Source organism: Streptomyces racemochromogenes, from assembly GCF_044129415.1.
Lineage (GTDB): Bacteria > Actinomycetota > Actinomycetes > Streptomycetales > Streptomycetaceae > Streptomyces > Streptomyces racemochromogenes_A.
The window spans coordinates 1-16,383 of record NZ_JBBDHD010000059.1 but is presented as its reverse complement, the minus strand read 5'-3'; the positions used below and the strand labels follow the sequence as shown (position 1 = coordinate 16,383).

General features: G+C 73.5%; 16 protein-coding genes. 8 read left to right on the top strand and 8 right to left on the bottom strand.

The features are described 5' to 3' along the window. Window positions 1-4: 4 nt before the first annotated feature. Both WDV06_RS21710 and WDV06_RS21705 read left to right on the top strand, forming a co-directional pair. Window positions 5-418, top strand: coding sequence for a PPOX class F420-dependent oxidoreductase (locus tag WDV06_RS21710; RefSeq protein ID WP_395511429.1), 414 nt, complete (start codon window positions 5-7; stop codon window positions 416-418). Window positions 419-558: 140 nt separating this feature from the next. Continuing rightward, entirely contained in the window at window positions 559-1,701 is a 1,143-nt protein-coding gene (locus WDV06_RS21705) for a Vgb family protein (RefSeq protein WP_395511428.1), read from the top strand. 6 nt (window positions 1,702-1,707) lie between these two features. On the opposite strand, the gene WDV06_RS21700 is transcribed toward WDV06_RS21705, so the two are convergent. Then, window positions 1,708-3,120 carry a DHA2 family efflux MFS transporter permease subunit gene (locus WDV06_RS21700; RefSeq protein WP_395511427.1) on the bottom strand — a complete coding sequence of 471 codons (1,413 nt, stop codon included), beginning with the start codon at window positions 3,118-3,120 and terminating at the stop codon, window positions 1,708-1,710. 13 nt (window positions 3,121-3,133) lie between these two features. Continuing rightward, window positions 3,134-3,745, bottom strand: a complete 612-nt coding sequence (locus tag WDV06_RS21695; RefSeq protein ID WP_395511426.1) for an NADPH-dependent FMN reductase — start codon at window positions 3,743-3,745, stop codon at window positions 3,134-3,136. A gap of 133 nt (window positions 3,746-3,878) precedes the next feature. Here WDV06_RS21695 and WDV06_RS21690 point away from each other — a divergent pair, with 133 nt between their 5' ends. Continuing rightward, window positions 3,879-4,568 (top strand): TetR/AcrR family transcriptional regulator C-terminal domain-containing protein, encoded by a 690-nt coding sequence (locus WDV06_RS21690; protein WP_395511425.1) that lies wholly within the window; start codon window positions 3,879-3,881, stop codon window positions 4,566-4,568. Window positions 4,569-4,575: 7 nt separating this feature from the next. On the opposite strand, the gene WDV06_RS21685 is transcribed toward WDV06_RS21690, so the two are convergent. From WDV06_RS21685 to pdhA, 5 genes are all read right to left on the bottom strand, one after another. Beyond that, window positions 4,576-5,340, bottom strand: a complete 765-nt coding sequence (locus WDV06_RS21685; RefSeq protein WP_395511424.1) for a hypothetical protein — start codon at window positions 5,338-5,340, stop codon at window positions 4,576-4,578. A gap of 10 nt (window positions 5,341-5,350) precedes the next feature. Continuing rightward, window positions 5,351-6,298: a GNAT family N-acetyltransferase gene (locus WDV06_RS21680; RefSeq protein ID WP_395511423.1), complete on the bottom strand. Its 948-nt coding sequence runs from the start codon at window positions 6,296-6,298 to the stop codon at window positions 5,351-5,353. Between the two features lie 121 nt (window positions 6,299-6,419). Beyond that, window positions 6,420-7,877 carry a dihydrolipoamide acetyltransferase family protein gene (locus WDV06_RS21675; protein WP_395511422.1) on the bottom strand — a complete coding sequence of 486 codons (1,458 nt, stop codon included), beginning with the start codon at window positions 7,875-7,877 and terminating at the stop codon, window positions 6,420-6,422. A gap of 13 nt (window positions 7,878-7,890) precedes the next feature. Further along, entirely contained in the window at window positions 7,891-8,871 is a 981-nt protein-coding gene (locus WDV06_RS21670) for an alpha-ketoacid dehydrogenase subunit beta (protein ID WP_395511421.1), read from the bottom strand. Next, complete coding sequence (gene pdhA, locus WDV06_RS21665) at window positions 8,871-10,088, bottom strand: pyruvate dehydrogenase (acetyl-transferring) E1 component subunit alpha (protein ID WP_395511420.1); 1,218 nt, start codon at window positions 10,086-10,088, stop codon at window positions 8,871-8,873. The genes WDV06_RS21670 and pdhA overlap by 1 nt, the downstream gene beginning before the upstream one ends. A gap of 325 nt (window positions 10,089-10,413) precedes the next feature. Between pdhA and WDV06_RS21660 the strand changes: the two genes are divergently transcribed. After that, on the top strand, window positions 10,414-11,073 hold the full coding sequence (locus WDV06_RS21660) for a response regulator (RefSeq protein WP_395511419.1): 660 nt from the start codon (window positions 10,414-10,416) through the stop codon (window positions 11,071-11,073). A 294-nt stretch (window positions 11,074-11,367) separates the two neighbouring features. Next, window positions 11,368-11,796, top strand: a complete 429-nt coding sequence (locus WDV06_RS21655) for a pyridoxamine 5'-phosphate oxidase family protein (RefSeq protein WP_395511418.1) — start codon at window positions 11,368-11,370, stop codon at window positions 11,794-11,796. Window positions 11,797-11,874: 78 nt separating this feature from the next. Here the strand turns inward: WDV06_RS21655 and WDV06_RS21650 are convergent, their stop codons facing one another. After that, window positions 11,875-13,488, bottom strand: a complete 1,614-nt coding sequence (locus WDV06_RS21650) for a protein kinase domain-containing protein (RefSeq protein ID WP_395511417.1) — start codon at window positions 13,486-13,488, stop codon at window positions 11,875-11,877. A 225-nt stretch (window positions 13,489-13,713) separates the two neighbouring features. On the opposite strand from WDV06_RS21650, the gene WDV06_RS21645 reads away from it, so the two are divergent. From WDV06_RS21645 to WDV06_RS21635, 3 genes are all read left to right on the top strand, one after another. Next, the gene (locus tag WDV06_RS21645) at window positions 13,714-15,381 is read left to right on the top strand and encodes a protein kinase domain-containing protein (protein ID WP_395511416.1); all 1,668 of its coding nucleotides are present in this window, start codon (window positions 13,714-13,716) and stop codon (window positions 15,379-15,381) included. Between the two features lie 140 nt (window positions 15,382-15,521). Continuing rightward, a complete protein-coding gene (locus WDV06_RS21640) occupies window positions 15,522-16,055 on the top strand; it encodes a hypothetical protein (RefSeq protein ID WP_395511415.1) in 534 nt (177 codons plus the stop codon). 63 nt (window positions 16,056-16,118) lie between these two features. After that, window positions 16,119-16,383, top strand: a 265-nt coding sequence (locus tag WDV06_RS21635) for a PadR family transcriptional regulator (protein WP_395511414.1), incomplete at its 3' end; no start/stop codon positions are given.

Genomic DNA, 16,383 nt, shown 5'->3' with positions numbered 1-16,383 from the left:
GCGCATGACGATTGTGCTGAACGACGCCGTGCGACAGCTGCTCGACTTCCCCCACCCCGCCGTGCTCTCCACCCTCAACCCCGACGGCAGCCCCCAGAGCTCCGTGGTCTGGGTGACCCGCGACGGCGACGACGTCCTGGTCTCCACGGAGCGCGGCCGCCGCAAGGAGCGGAACCTGGCGCGCGACGGGCGGGTCGGGCTGACCGTGTTCGACCTGGCCAACCCCTACCTGTACGCCGAGATCCGCGGCACCGCCACCATCAGCGAGGACACCGGCCGGGCGGTGGCCGTCCGGATCGCCGAGGAGTACCTGGGGCCGGGCGCCGGCAAGGAGTACGGGAACGCCGCCGACGGGGCGGTACGGGTCGTGCTGCGGATCACCCCGTCCAAGGTGCTCGGCAACGCCGCCAAGGCGTAGGCCGCCCGGCGGGCACCGCGGTACGGCAGGCGGGCGGTTCCCGGGCGAGCCGGGCGGGCTGTGCGGCCGGACCGGGACCGGAATCTGATATTCCGCCCTGTGTCGCCCGTCTGCCGCCCACCCGAGAGGGACCCCGGCCCATGCCGTACCCGCCGAAGATCCGACGACGCCTGCGCACGCTGCTCACCGCCTCCCTGGGAGCCCTGCTCGCCTTCACCGCCGCCACCGCCCCGGCCCACGCCGGGGCGGCCCGGGTGGGGGAGGTGAAGGAGTTCCCGCTCACCACCCCCGACAGCTACCCCGCGGGCATCACGACGGGCCCGGACCGGGCCCTGTGGGTCGCCGAGTCCGGGGCCAACCGGATCGCCCGGGTGACGACGGGCGGCGCCGTCACCGAGTACCCGCTGCCGACCGCCGACAGCTTCCCCCAGGGCATCACCCAGGGCCCCGGCCGCGCCCTGTGGTTCACCGAGGGGTTCACCGACAGGATCGGCCGGATCACGACGACGGGCGCGATCACCGAGTTCGCGCTGCCCGGCACGGGCCGCCTCCCCCTGGGCATCGCGGTCGGCGGCGACCACGCCCTGTGGTTCACCGAGCCGGGGACGAACTCGATCGGACGGATGACGGCCGACGGCAGGGTGACCGAGTACCCGGTCCCCACCCCGGACAGCGTCCCCTACTCCATGGCCGCAGCGGCCGACGGCTCCCTGTGGTTCACCGAGCTGTACGCCGGCAAGATCGCCCGGATCAGCCTGGCCGGGCAGGTCACCGAGTACTCCCTGGGCAGCGACTCCTCCTACCCCTCCGGCATCGCGGCCGGGCCCGGCGGGATCTGGTTCGCCGCCGGCGGGCTGAACGCGGTCGGGCGCATCGGCCCGCGCGGTGCGATCGAACTCTTCCCGGTGCCCGTCCCCGACTACCAGGTCTACGACATCACCCGCGGCCCGGACGGCGCGATGTGGTACACCGAGCAGTCGGGCCGTATCGGCCGGGTCAGCCAGAGCGGTGCGATCACCGAGTACGAGGTCCCGGGCGGGGCCGACAAGGTGCCCTTCGACATCACCGCCGGTCCCGACCGGAACATCTGGTTCACGGAGCTGCTGGCGAGCGCCGTCGGGCGCGTCCGGGCCCTCCCGGGCCGGGGCTCGGACCACGTGACGCTCCCCGCCCCCGCGAAGACGCTCCCCGCTCCCGCCCGGCAGACGGCGCCCGCCACCGGACACCGCCCCCGCCTCACCCCCGCCCTGGAGCGGCTGCTCCGGAAGAAGGGCCGCCCGTAGCGCGCCCTACCCCCGCCGGTTTCCCGGCAGCCGCAGGGCCGGGAGCAGGGCCAGGGCGATCAGGGCCGCCGCCACCGCGTACGCGGTGCGGAAGCCGGCCGGGGTGGTGCCGGACGCGCCGAGGACCACCGAGGTCAGGGCCGTGCCGACCGAGGCACACAGCTGGGAGTTGATGCTGAGGGCCGTGCTCGCCGCCGCCATGCGGGCGGCGGGCAGGTCCCGGCCGGCGGTGGTCATCGTCGGCATCAGCACCATCCCGGCGCCGACGCCCATCACCATCAGGGACCCCACCGCCTGCCAGGCCGGCACCCCGGGGGCGCCGGTCCGCAGGCCGGCGAGCAGCATGCCGAGCGCCGCCACCGCCACCCCGGCGGGGATCATGCGGCGCGGGGCCACCCGGTCCACCCGGCGGGAGGCGATCTGCATCGTGGTCCCGACCGCGAGGCCCACCGGCGCCACCAGCAGCCCCGCCGCGGTCGCACTCAGCCCGCGGGCCTGCTGCCAGTACACCGGTGCCAGCAGCATCGAGCCGAAGTAGCCGCAGGTGAAGGGCGCGAGCGTGCCGATGGCGGCGGCGAACGTCCGGTCGCGCAGGAGCCGCAGGTCGAGCAGCGGCTCCGGGACGCGCAGTGCCCGCCGCACGAAGGCCGCGACGAGGACGGCGCCGCCCAGCAGGGGGAGCAGCACCCCGGCCGAGCCGAAGTCGCCGCCCTCCCCGCCCCGGGACAGCCCGTACAGCAGCAGCGCGAGGCCCGGGGAGAGGCTCAGCAGCCCCGGGAGGTCGAGCCGCGGCGAAGGCGCCGTGCCCGGGGGGGAATCCGGGCGCAGCAGCTTCGCCGCGAGTATCAGGGCGGCCGCCCCGACGGGCAGGTTGACCAGGAAGATCCACTGCCAGGAGGCGGCGTCGATCAGCCAGCCGCCCAGCATCGGTCCGGCCACCGGGCCGACGAGCACGGGCAGGCCCAGCAGGGCCATGGCCCGCCCGAGCCGGTCGCGGTCGGCGGCCCGCATCACCATCGTCATGCCGACCGGCATCAGCAGCCCGCCGCCCAGTCCCTGGACGGCGCGGAAGGCGATCAGGCTGCCGGCGCTCCACGCGCAGGCGGCGAGCAGGGAGCCGAGGGTGAACAGGGACAGGGCGGTGAGGTAGGTGCGTTTGGCGCCGACGCGCCCCATCGCCCAGGCCGCCGCGGGGATGACGGCGGCCAGGGCGAGGGTGTAGGCGGTGGCGGTCCACTGGATGGTCTCCAGCGGGGCGTCGAAGGACTCGGAGAGCCTGCCGAGCGCCACGTTGACGATCGTCATGTCGAGGACCGACATGACGGCGCCGGTGATCACGACGGTGAGGATGCGCCCGAGCTGGCCGGGCGCGGCCCCTAACGCCGCCGGTGCGTCCTCCGCGGTGGGTGCGGTCGCCATCGCGCTACGGCCCTCAGGCCTCGTACGGGTGGACCGTCCGGGCCGTGCGCAGGGCGCGGCCCCACCAGTCGAGCTGGCCCAGGAGGTTCTTCACGGCGCTGTCGACGACCACCGTCTCGCGGGGCTCACCGTCCGGGCCGAGGCCGTTCCACGGGCCGTGCAGGCTCACGGAGTCGCGTACCGTCACGGCGTGCATCTCGGCGAAGACCAGCCGGAGCTGCTCGACGGCGCGCAGGCCGCCGCTGACGCCGCCGTACGAGACGAAGCCGACGGGCTTGGCCTGCCACTGCGGGCGGTGCCAGTCGACGAGGTTCTTCACCGAGGCCGGGTAGCTGTGGTTGTACTCGGGGGTGACGACCACGTACGCGTCGGCGTCGGCCAGGCGCGGGGTGACCCGCTCCAGCACGGCGGCGGTCTCGGCGTCGGGGGAGCTGCCCCAGTCGGGCAGGGTGAGCGGGAGGGTGACGTCGGCGAGGTCGATCACGTCGAACTCCAGGCCGGTGTACCCCTCGGCGGCGCGCAGGAACCACTCGGTGACGGCGGGCCCCCGCCGGTTCTCGCGAACGCTGCCGATGATGACGGCGACGCGCAGCGGTGCCGCGGTGGTGGTTTCGGCGACAGACATGGCTGGCCCCCTCTGATGACCGGATGGTGGGTTCGTATCCCTGGCTCTCCGGTAAACTACAACGAGCGTTGTAAGAAGCACAACGGTCGTTGTAGAGAACTGCTTGAGCGGCGATGGAGAAGGTGGAGGCGTGATGGAGGAGGAGACCCCGGGCGGGGTGCCGGCGGGGACGGCGGACGCGCTCCCGCCCCGCAAGCAGGCCAAGCGGATCGCCATCGCGCGCGCCGCCTGCGCGGTGTTCGGCCGCGAGGGATACGCGCGCGCCTCCGTCGACGCCCTCGCCGCCGCGGCCGGCGTCTCGACGCGCACGCTCTACAACCACTTCCCCGGCGGCAAGTCGGAGCTCTTCCGGGCCGTCGTCACCTGGAGCTCGGCCGAGGTCCGCGACGCCCATGTGGCCACCGTGCGCGCCCTGGTGGACCCGGAGCGGCCGCCCCACCCGGACAACCTGGAACGGGACCTGACCGCACTGGCCCGGGCGCTGATCGACGTGATGGTGGAGCACCCCGACCACTTCGCCCTCGTGCGCCACATCCACGCCGAGGCCGACCACGTGCCGCCCGAGGTGCTGGCCGCCTGGAAGGCGGCGGGTCCCGGCCCGGTCGCCGACGCCCTCGCCGATGCCCTGACGGGCCTGGAGAAGGCCGGGCTGCTCGACCTGCACGGCGATCCGGAGCTGGCCGGCGGGCACTTCACGGCCCTGTCCTCCACCTCCGTCGCGCAACTGTCCCACTACGGGGTCCTGCCGCTGTCGGAGGCCCGGACCGACCGCCTCGTCCGGGGCGGCGTCGCCGCCTTCCTGCGCGCCTACCGGGCCGGCTGACACCCCCTCACGGCAGCCGGCGGCCCACCTGTGACCAGGTCTCCAGCGCCACCGCCAGCGGATCGCCGGGGGCCAGGTACGGCCGGGCGGCGCCCGCCCACCGCAGGAGGTTCCTGATCAGCCGCAGGTGCACGATCCGCTCCCGGGGCAGCTCGCGCCACACCCGGGCCCACGCGGCCGCCTCCGCCGGGGTGAGGTCGATCAGCGCGAGCGCCTCCCGGCCCAGGGCGGCCGGGTCGCCGCCCCGGCCGGGCCCGAACTCCCGCAGCAGGTAGGCCCGTACGAAGGCCAGCTCGATCCCCCGCACCAGCTCGGACGCCCCCTCGGCCGCCGCGCAGCGGTACGCCGCCGCCTGCGCCACCCGGCCCCAGCGCAGCCGGACCGCGTCCGCCAGCCGCTCGTCCTGCATCCCGCCGACCGCGAGGGCGCGCAGGGCCCGCGGCAGGGGCTCGTCCCCGAGCGGAGGGCCCGTGGCCAGCCAGGCCTCCAGTTCCGCGAGCCCGTGCCCGTCGGGCGGTACGGAGGTCAGCACCTGGCCCCGGCTGAGCAGCGCGACCACCGCCCCGGCGAGGCGGACCCGGGCGGTGTGGCCGGCGCCGAAGGTGTCGACCGCGCGCCCGGACCGCTCCGCCCCGCGCAGCCAGACCCGCGCCTCCCCCGCCGCGTACACCTGCCCTGCCCGGGCGGTGCCGCCGACGCAGCGCACGAGGCACACCCCTCCGGTGACGTCGGCCTCCTCCACGGAACACACCTGCAACTCGGCGATGGGCATGGCCGGGAGGCTACCCGCCCCGGCCGGCCGGCGGGGCCTCCAGGACGAGACGGATCCCGGTGACCTCGTAGCCGGCCCGGTCGAAGGCCGCGGCCATCGGGAGGTTGACGGTGTCGGTGGTCGCGGTGATCCGCTCGGCGCCCGCGGCCGCGTGGAAGCGGGTGATCTCGGCGAGGACCTCGTCGATCAGCCCCTTGCCGCGCTGCTCGGGGACCACGCCCAGGTAGCCGACGTTGCGGTGGTACGGGGTCGCCGAGGGGATCGCCATCCCCGCGAGGGTGCCGTCGGGGAGGTGGGCGAGCCGCCACCAGGAGCGCTCGCCCGGGCAGTCGCGGTAGAAGGCGAGGTCCGCGCGGGCGAGTTCCTCCTCGTCCGTCGTCTCCAGCTCGTAGCGGGTGGCCAGATCGAGGCTGCCGCGCGAGAGCCGGACGAAGGCGTCGAGGAACTCCTCGTCGGTGCCCTCCCGGAAGACGAGCCCGCCGGCGGGTGCGGCGGTACCGGCGGCCGGGGTCCACTCGTAGCGCAGGCGCTCGATCCCCCGGGTCAGGCCGGCCCGCGCGGCGGCCTCCCGGCGCCAGGCGACCGCCCCGGCGAGGGCGGGGTCCGCGCGCCAGCCGCGGGGCAGGGAGAGGTCGTAGCCGGGGCGCGTGCCGAAGGCGGCGTGGCCGGCCCCCAGCAGAGCGGCGGCCAGGGCGGCCGGGTCGTCGACGCAGGAGCGGACCTGGAGGCAGTCGAGGGCGACCGGCCGCACGCTGTCGGCGCGCCCCCACCACAGGGCTCGGGCCAGCACCCGCCCGTCCGCGTCCTCGGCGAACCAGGTCCACTCGGGGCGCAGCCGGTGAGCGGCGAACTCCTCGCGGACGCGGTCGGCGGGGAGGGCGGCGACGGGGCCGTCGGCCGGGTAGGCCAGGGCGCGGTCGAGGGCGGCGGGGTCTTCGAGGACGGCGCGGAATCTCATCACGGCGATGATCACCCCTCGGCGGCGGCTCCGGCCAGCGGATTTCCCGTGCCGGAACGCCGATGGCCGGCCCTCCCGCGAGGGGGGACCGGCCATCGGGGGGCGTCGGCCGCCGGAGCGGCTACGACCAGGTGACCAGCCGGCGCGGGTGCTCCAGTACCGCGGCGATGTCCGCGAGGAACTTGGAGCCCAGCTCGCCGTCGATCAGACGGTGGTCGAACGACAGCGCGAGGGTGGTGACCTGGCGCGGCTTGACCTTGCCCTTGTGGACCCACGGCTGGAGCTTGATCGCGCCGACCGCGAGGATCGCGGACTCGCCGGGGTTCAGGATGGGCGTCCCGGTGTCGACGCCGAAGACGCCGACGTTGGTGATGGTGATGGTGCCGTTCTGCATGTCGGCCGGGGAGGTCTTGCCCTCGCGGGCCGTGGCCACCAGGTCCGACAGCGAGGTCGACAGCTCCGCCAGGGTCTTGGCGTGGGCGTCCTTGATGTTCGGGACGATCAGGCCGCGCGGGGTGGCCGCCGCGATCCCCAGGTTGACGTAGTGCTTGAGCACGATCTCCTGGGCCGCCTCGTCCCAGGACGCGTTGACGTCCGGGTTGCGGCGGATGGCGACGAGGACCGCCTTGGCGATCAGGAGCAGCGGGTTGATCCGGAGCCCCGCGAGGTCCGGGTCGTCCTTGAGCTCCTGGACCAGCTTCATCGTCCGGGTCACGTCGAGGGTGATGAACTCGGTGACGTGCGGCGCGGTGAAGGCGGAGTTGACCATGGCCTGGGCGGTGACCTTGCGGACGCCCTTGACCGGGATGCGGGTCTCCCGCGCGCCCGGCGCCACGGCGACGGCCGGGACCGGCTCGGCGGCGGGCACCGCGGCGGGCGCGGGAGCCGCGGCGGGGGCCGCCGGGGCCTGGACGGCGGGGGCCTGCGGGGCGAGCGCGGCCGCGGCGGCGGCGTGCACGTCCTCGCGGGTCACGACACCGCCGTCACCGGTGGGGACCACCGAGGCCAGGTCGATGCCGAGGTCCTTGGCGAGCTTGCGCACGGGCGGCTTGGCCAGCGGCCGCTCGGCGGCCGGCTGCGCCGTGCCGTTGGCGGCCGGGGCGGCCTGCGCGACCGGGCCGGCCGACTGCGCCGGGAGCGCGGCCGGGGCCGTCGGCGCCGCGACGGCGGACGCCGGGGCTCCGGCCCCCGCCTTGCGCGGGCGGCGCTTCGTCGAGGCCTGGGAGACCCCGTAGCCCACCAGCACGGGCTGGCGGCCCTCGGGAGCCGCCTCCTCGGCGGCCTCGGCGGCCGCCGGAGTGGCGGCGGCGGCCGCGGGGGCCTCCGCGGCGTCGGCCCCGCCGGTCTGGACGGAGATGATGACCTGGCCCACGTCGACCGTCACGCCCTCTTCGAAGAGCAGCGCGTGCACCACTCCGTCGAAGGGGATCGGCAGCTCGACGGCGGCCTTCGCCGTCTCGACCTCGCAGACGACCTGGCCGTCGGTGACCGTGTCACCCGGCTGGACGTACCACTTGAGGATCTCGGCCTCGGTCAGGCCCTCGCCCACGTCGGGCATCTTGAATTCGCGGATCGTCATGACGCGGCTCTCCTCAGAACGCCAGCGAGCGGTCGACGGCGTCGAGCACGCGGTCCAGGCCCGGCAGGTACTCGTCCTCCAGGCGGGCCGGGGGGTACGGGGCGTGGAAGCCGCCGACGCGCAGCACCGGGGCCTCCAGGTGGTAGAAGCACCGCTCCGTGATGCGGGCGGCGATCTCGGAGCCGGTGCCGAGGAAGACCGGGGCCTCGTGGACCACGACCAGCCGGCGGGTCTTCTCCACCGACGCCTGGATCCCGTCGAAGTCGATCGGGGACATCGAGCGCAGATCCAGGACCTCGACCGACTTGCCCTCCTCGGCGGCCGCGGCGGCCGCCTCCAGGCAGACCTTCACCATCGGGCCGTACGCGGCCAGGGTCAGGTCGGCGCCCTCGCGGACCACCCGCGCCTTGTGGAGCTCGCCCGGGATGGCGTCGACGTCGACGTCGCCCTTGTCCCAGTAGCGGCGCTTCGGCTCGAAGAAGATCACCGGGTCGTCGCTGAGGATGGCCTGCTGGAGCATCCAGTACGCGTCGGCGGCGTTGGACGGGGAGACCACCTTCAGGCCCGGGACGTGCGCGAACAGCGCCTCGGGGGACTCGCTGTGGTGCTCGACCGCGCCGATGGCGCCGCCGTAGGGGATGCGGACGACGACCGGCAGCTTGATCTTGCCGAGGGCGCGCGCGTGCATCTTCGCCAGCTGCGTGACGATCTGGTCGTACGCGGGGAAGACGAACCCGTCGAACTGGATCTCCACGACCGGCCGGTAGCCGCGCAGGGCCAGGCCGATGGCGGTGCCGACGATGCCCGACTCGGCCAGCGGGGTGTCGATGACCCGCTCCTCGCCGAAGTCCTTCTGGAGCCCGTCGGTGATGCGGAAGACACCGCCCAGCTTGCCGACGTCCTCACCCATGATCAGGACCTTGGGGTCGGTCTCCATGGCCTTGCGCAGGGACTCGTTGAGCGCCTTCGCGATCGACATCTTCAGGGCAGCCATCAGTGACCCTCCTCGGCCGGCTCGAAGGAAGCGAGGTAGGCCGCGAACTGGGCGCGCTCCTCGTCGACGAGCGCGTGCCCGTCCGCGTAGACGTTCTCGAAGATCGCCATGGTGTCGGGGTCGGGCATGGCGCGCACGACCTCGCGGACCCGCTTGCCGAGGGCCTCGCTCTCCGCCTCCAGCTCCTCGAAGAACGCCTCGTCGGCGCCGCCGGAGGCCAGCAGGTGGGCCTTCAGGCGCAGGATCGGGTCCTTCGCCTCCCAGGCGGCCGTCTCCTCGTCCGCGCGGTACTTCGTCGGGTCGTCGGAGGTGGTGTGGGCGCCCATGCGGTACGTGAACGCCTCGATCAGGGCCGGGCCCTCGCCGCGGCGGGCGCGGTCCAGCGCCCAGCGGGTGACCGCGAGGCAGGCCAGGACGTCGTTGCCGTCGACGCGGATGCCGGGGAAGCCGAAGCCCTGGGCGCGCTGGTAGAGCGGCACGCGCATCTGGCGCTCGGTCGGCTCGGAGATCGCCCACTGGTTGTTCTGGCAGAAGAACACCACGGGGGAGTTGTAGACGGCGGAGAAGTTGAAGGCCTCCATCACGTCGCCCTGGCTGGAGGCGCCGTCGCCGAAGTAGGCGATGACGGCGGAGTCGGCGCCGTCCTTGGCCACACCCATGGCGTAACCGGTCGCGTGCAGCGTCTGCGAGCCGATGACGATCGTGTAGAGGTGGAAGTTGTTGGTGTTCGGGTCCCAGCCGCCGTGGTTCACGCCGCGGAACATGCCGAGCAGGTTCGTCGGGTCGACGCCCCGGCACCAGGCCACGCCGTGCTCGCGGTAGGTCGGGAAGACGTAGTCGTCGTCGCGGAGCGCCCGGCCGGAGCCGATCTGGGCGGCCTCCTGGCCCAGCAGCGAGGCCCACAGGCCGAGCTCGCCCTGGCGCTGGAGGGCGGTCGCCTCGCCGTCGAAGCGGCGGGTGAGGACCATGTCGCGGTAGAGACCGCGCAGGTCATCGGTGGTGATGTCCGCGACGAAGGCCGCGAATTCCGCCACGTCGGGGTGGTTGTCGACCTCGACCCGTTCACCCTCGGGCGTCAGCAGTTGTACGAGCTGAGGCTCGGCGTCGTGCGGCTGTGCGGTGGCAGCGGCGGTCTTGCGGGCGCTCGCCGCGCCTGCCGCCCGCTTGGTGCCGCTGCTGCGTCGCGGCTTGCGCGCGGCAGTGCTCTCCACGGTCACGTGTGCTCCTCCGTCGGTCCGGCACCCGGGTTCTCCGGGGACCAGTGCGGCTCACCTGTATCCGTACCCGCACACGGGGTGGGTGCACGGCGCGATTCGGATTCAGGCGTGACAGGTGCCCCGGCGAGTGCCCTGCGCACAGCACGTTACCCAGTGCGACGCATAACTGCGAAACCCCGTTTGACCTGCGATTTTGCTTGGATATCCAAGTAAATCGGCCGCTGCGGGAACAACCACTGGTCACAGCCTTGCAGGCGGCCGGAACAACGGCACGTTATCCCGGGTAACTCCGCCAGGGAAGAGGCGAGTGTGTGAAGATGAGCTTGTGCGCGAAAACGGAAAAATCAAGGTATTTCTCCTGGACGACCACGAAGTAGTACGTCGGGGTGTTCATGAGCTTTTGTCGGTCGAAGAGGACATCGAGATCGTCGGCGAGGCCGGTACCGCCGCGGACGCCCTGGTCCGCATCCCGGCGACCCGCCCCGACGTGGCCGTCCTGGACGTGCGCCTGCCCGACGGCAGCGGGGTCGAGGTGTGCCGCGAGGTCCGTTCGCAGGACGATGACATCAAGTGCCTGATGCTCACCTCGTTCGCCGACGACGAGGCCCTGTTCGACGCCATCATGGCGGGTGCCTCCGGCTACGTGCTCAAGGCCATCCGGGGGAACGAGCTGCTCAGCGCGGTGCGGGACGTGGCCGCCGGCAAGTCGCTGCTGGACCCGGTGGCGACCGCGCGGGTGCTGGAGCGGCTGCGCGACGGCAAGAACGGCAAGGGCGACGACCGGCTCGCGAACCTCACCGAGCAGGAGCGCAAGATCCTCGACCTGATCGGCGAGGGCCTGACGAACCGGGTCATCGGCGAGCGGCTGCACCTGGCCGAGAAGACCATCAAGAACTACGTCTCCAGCCTGCTGTCGAAGCTGGGGATGGAGCGCCGTTCCCAGGCCGCCGCCTACGTGGCGCGGCTGCAGGCGCAGAAGCGCTGACCCGCGGCCCCGTACGGCTCCACCCGGCCCCGGAGGCCGCACCAGGCACGCTCGACCCCGCCGCGAGGCCGCACCAGGCCCGCTCGACCCCGCGCCGAGCGGGACGCAACCCCGTTCGAGCGGGTCCCGAGGAGGACCCGAGTGGACGCGGCCGGCCCCCGGGCGGCCTTCGGACGTGACGCCGCGTCGCCGCGTGATGCCCCGGGGCACACCGTTCGACGCGGGACCAACGTCCTTCGTCCTGGGGGCGGGCTCCTCTTCCCCGGACGGCTGTCGGGACCCGAGAGTGGTCCCATGTCACCGGAGGAAATGCAGTCCGTCGAAATGCTGCGCCGCGTCCCGTACGGCCGGGTCGCCACCAGCATGCGCGCGCTTCCCTTCCTCGCCGTCGCCCGCCACATCGTGGTGGGCGGCCGGATCGTCCTGAGAATGCACGCCGGTTTCGGCTATCACCGCGCCTGTAACGGGAGCGTGGTCTCGTACGGCGCCGACAACGTCAATTCGGGGGCCTCCCGGCTGTGGTCGGTGCAGGTCACGGGCACGGCGCAGCTCGCCGAGCCGACCACGGCGGAGCTGGAACTATTCGGTCCGGGGCCGCATTTCGTGGACGGTCAGGTCTTCGACCCGGTCTACATGCGCATCGAACCGCAGCTCGTCACCGTGCACACCCTCGGGGCGGGAAATGCCGACCGGTCCGACCGGTGCCATCAGCACGCCCTCTGACGCGGGAAAAGCGGGAGCGGAAGAGGAAAGAGGCCCGGCGGAATGGGAATTCCGCCGGGCCTCCGCCCGTGTGCTCCGCTAATCGGCGGCCTCGGCGCCCGCCGGGCTGCCGCCGCCCCCGCTGGGCGGCGTCGGGTTCTTCGTGGGCGGCTCCACCGGGGTGGTCTTCGGCGGCGGGGTCGTCGGGTTCTTGGTCTCCGGCGAGGACGATCCACCCTGGGACGCCGACGGGGTCGTGCTCGGCGTGTACTTGGTGCGGCTCGGGGCGGGCGTGAAGGTGTCCTCGTCGTGCGAACGGCCCGTCTCGGGGCTCGGAGAGGTCTGCGGGGTCTCCTGCGAGCCCGCGCTGCTCTGTCCGGGGCCGGGGGTGGTCACGCTGGTCTTGGGCTTGTTCCCGCCGCCCGCGCCGAGGCTGCCGGTCTTGATCGCGTACGCGGCACCGCCGGCGATGGCCAGCACCGCGAGCAGGACGAAGAGCCAGACCCTCCACTTCCCGCCGCCCGAGCGGTTGTCGTAGTCGTAGCCGTCATAGCCGTCGTACCCGCCGTGGCCGCCGGGTGCGCCGCCGTGGCCGCCGCCGGGGAAGGCCGTGCCGTCGTCCGGGTTCAGCGGGGGCACCATCGGCTGCTGGAACTGCGAGGTCGTGGCGTGCGAGGGGTATCCGGGGCGGGGGCCGCCGCCCGGGGCCGCCGGCATCACCGAGGTGTTCGCGCCGCCCGGCTGACCGTGCGGGAGCGCCATGCCGACCGGGCCGGTGTTCCAGGTGCCGGTGTTCGGGCCCTGGTCCTGGAGCATCTGGAGCGCGTACTGGACCAGCCCGCGCATCTCCTCGGCGCTCTGGAACCGGTCGTCGGGGTCCTTGGCGAGGGACCGCATGACGAGGCCGTCGAGCTCCTGCGGGATGTGGTGCCCCTCGGGCAGCTGCGAGGGCGGGACGGGGGCGTCCTGGACGTGCTGGTAGACCACCGACAGCGGGGTCTCGCCCGTGAAGGGGGGCCGCAGCGCGAGCAGTTCGTAGAGCAGGCAGCCGGTCGCGTACAGGTCGCTGCGGTGGTCCACGGCCTTGCCGAGGGCCTGTTCCGGCGACAGGTACTGCGGGGTGCCCATGACCATGCCGGTCTGGGTCATCGTGGACTGCGCGCCGTGCAGGGCGCGGGCGATGCCGAAGTCCATCACCTTCACCGCGCCAGTGTTGGTGATGATCACGTTGGCGGGCTTGATGTCGCGGTGCACGATGCCGTGCTGGTGCGAGTAGGCCAGCGCCTCCAGGACGCCCGAAACGATGATGAGCGCCTGCTCGGGCCCCGGGGCCTCGGCGCTGAGCAGCAGCTCGCGGATGGTGCGGCCCTCGACCAGCTCCATCACGATGTACGGGACCACGTTCGGGCCGACCCGGTCCTCGCCCGAGTCGTAGACGGCGACCACGGCGTGGTGGTTGAGGCCGGCCACGGACTGTGCCTCACGGGTGAAGCGGGCCTTGGAGACCGGGTCCTCGGCCAGGTCGGCACGGAGCAGCTTCACGGCCACGGTGCGGCCCAGCCGGACGTCCTCGGCCGCGAAGACCTCGGCCATGCCGCCGCGGCCCAGGCGGTGGGTCAGCCGGTAGCGGCCGTCCCCCACGAGGCCGCCCGCGCCCCAGTGCTCAGGACCGTCGGCCATCCCGGCGCCGTTTCCCTCGGGTTCGGGTGCCATCAGTCCTCGCCGTCGTCTCTCTCGTCCGCTCTAGCGGTGGGCCTCTTCGGGTGCTCCGGTGAACGCTACAGCCTCTGAACCCGTCACCGTTCGGCTACAGACACCGCGTAGGCCCGCGGTCACGCAGCGGGCACCGGCTTGACGTGTGCTTGCCCTCCGGCAGACTGGGCGCGACATGCGCTCAGCCAGACGCGTAGCAACACAGCCCGAGGGGAAGCAACAGTCATGAGCCAGGACGGCACACAGGGCCGGTACGCAGGCGGCTCCCTGGCCGGTGGCCGTTACCAGCTAAGGGATTTGCTGGGCGAGGGGGGCATGGCCTCGGTCTACCTCGCGTACGACTCCGCGCTCGACCGCCAGGTCGCCATCAAGACGCTCCACAGCGAGCTGGGGCGCGAGGCGTCCTTCCGCGAGCGGTTCCGGCGCGAGGCGCAGGCTGTTGCGAAACTGTCGCACACCAACATCGTCTCGGTCTTCGACACGGGCGAGGGAACCGTCACCTTCGGTGCCGGCGGCGGCGACGAGGCGGTCATGCCGTACATCGTCATGGAGTACGTCGAGGGCCAGCCGCTCGGCTCGGTCCTCGACGCGGACGTACGCCAGTACGGCGCCATGCCGGCGGACAAGGCCCTGAAGGTGACGGCCGACGTGCTGGCCGCGCTGGAGACCAGCCACGAGATGGGCCTGGTCCACCGCGACATCAAGCCGGGCAACGTGATGATGACCAAGCGCGGCGTGGTCAAGGTCATGGACTTCGGCATCGCCCGGGCCATGCAGTCGGGGGTCACCTCGATGACGCAGACCGGCATGGTCGTCGGCACCCCGCAGTACCTGTCGCCGGAGCAGGCCCTGGGGCGCGGCGTGGACGCCCGCTCCGACCTGTACTCGGTCGGCATCATGCTGTTCCAGCTGCTGACGGGCCGTATCCCCTTCGATGCCGACTCCCCGCTGGCGATCGCGTACGCGCACGTCCAGGAGGAGCCGGTGGCCCCGTCCTCCATCAACCGCTCCCTCACCCCGGCGATGGACGCGCTGGTGGCGCGGGCGCTGAAGAAGAACCCGAACGAGCGCTTCCCGACGGCCGCGGCCATGCGGGACGAGATCATGCGGATCATGTCGGCCGGGCACGCCGGCGCCCCGGCCATCGTCCCGGGCGCGGCCACGGGCGGCAGCGGCGCGGGCGTCGGCTCGACGGTGTTCCCGCCGGTGGACGCGGGCTTCCAGGCGCCGCCGCCGCACGCCCTCCAGCAGCCGTACCAGGCCCCGCAGACCCCGCCCCCGTCCCCGTACGCCCAGCCGGCGCCCACGCAGCAGCAGCCGGGCGGCTACGCGTACCCCCAGACGGCGCAGGCGCCTCAGCAGCAGTACGCGCCGCAGACCCCGCCGCCGTTCACCATCTCGCCCAGCCAGACGCCAGCTCCGTCGGCCTCCTCGGGCGGCGGGAAGAAGAACACGCCGGTGGTGGTCGGCGCGATCGCGGTGGCCCTGCTGGCCATCGGCGGGCTCATCGCCGTGCTGAACATGGGCGGCGACGACGACAACACCAACACGGCAGGCCCCTCCGCCTCGACGGCCGCCTCGGCGTCGGCCTCGGCCAAGGCGGGGCACAAGGGGCCGGACACCTCGCGCACGATCGACGTGGAGAAGTGCAAGAGCCCGACGAAGTCCTACAAGGACGCGACGAAGGTCGTGGCCCCGGACTTCCGGTACAAGAACCTGATGTCGATCAAGCAGTGCATCCAGGCGGCCGGCTGGAGGTACAAGATCACGGAGCGCGACGAGACCGTCTACGGCCAGGACACGGTGCTGGAACAGCTGCCCGAGTCCGGGACCGACGTGGCCAAGGAGGGCACGGAGTTCACACTGGTCGTCTCGACCGGCAATCCGTCGTAGCCGACGGCGCTCTGACGCCCGGGCACCCCGGGGCACCCTGACGGGTGTCCCGGGGTGCCCGTTTTGTCCCCCTGTGCCAATCTGAGTGCGGCGCCTCGGATCCCCGGCGTCCCGGCCGCACGGAACGGGAGGGGCACCCCGTGAGACGACGCCTCCGCGTTCCGCACCGGACGGCCGGAGCCGCGCTGGCCGCCGCGCTGCTGACCACCGCACCCGTGGGCACGGCCCCCGACCGCACCCCCGCCGCGGCGGTACGGGCCCACCACGCCCCCTCCGCCGCCGCCCGGGCCCCCCAGCCCCTGGCGCCCGCAGCGGACGAGGAGGTCCCCGAAGAGGCCTACGAGGAGCTCGCGGGGAGCGCCGGAGGGGTCGGACGGGAGCACCCGGGCAGGCCCGCGGACGCGCCGGCCGACCCCGGACTCACCTCGGCCTCCCGGCCCCTGCACCCGGTCCGGCCGCCTCCGCGCCCGGAGCGCGAGCACCCCGCGAACCAACGTCCCGCCAGCCCGCCGAGCCCCTCGCCGAGCGGCACCGCCCCGCCCTCGGCGCTGGGAACCGAGCCGAACGAGCGGATCGCCGACCTGGCGGCCCATCTGCTCCCCCTGGGCACCGGCCTGGCCCTCATGGGCATGGGTCTGGGGTACATGGGCGTCCGGCTGCGACGGAGCCGGTAACCCCGGCGGGCCACGACCATACTCGGTATACATACTCGGTATGCCCGTGTATACATACTGAGTATGTCGATCCGCCACGGCCTGCTGGCGCTGCTGGAACGGGGCCCCCGTTACGGCTCCCAGCTGCGCACCGAATTCGAATCCCGCACCGGCTCCACCTGGCCCCTCAACGTCGGGCAGGTGTACACCACCCTGGCCCGCCTGGAGCGCGACGGGCTCGTCGCGGGCGGCGGGGGGGGCGCCCCCCGGCCCCCCCCCCCCCCCCACAACCCCCCCCCCCCCCCCGCCCCGCGCCCCCGGGCCCCCCCCCCCGGGGCCCGCCCCAACC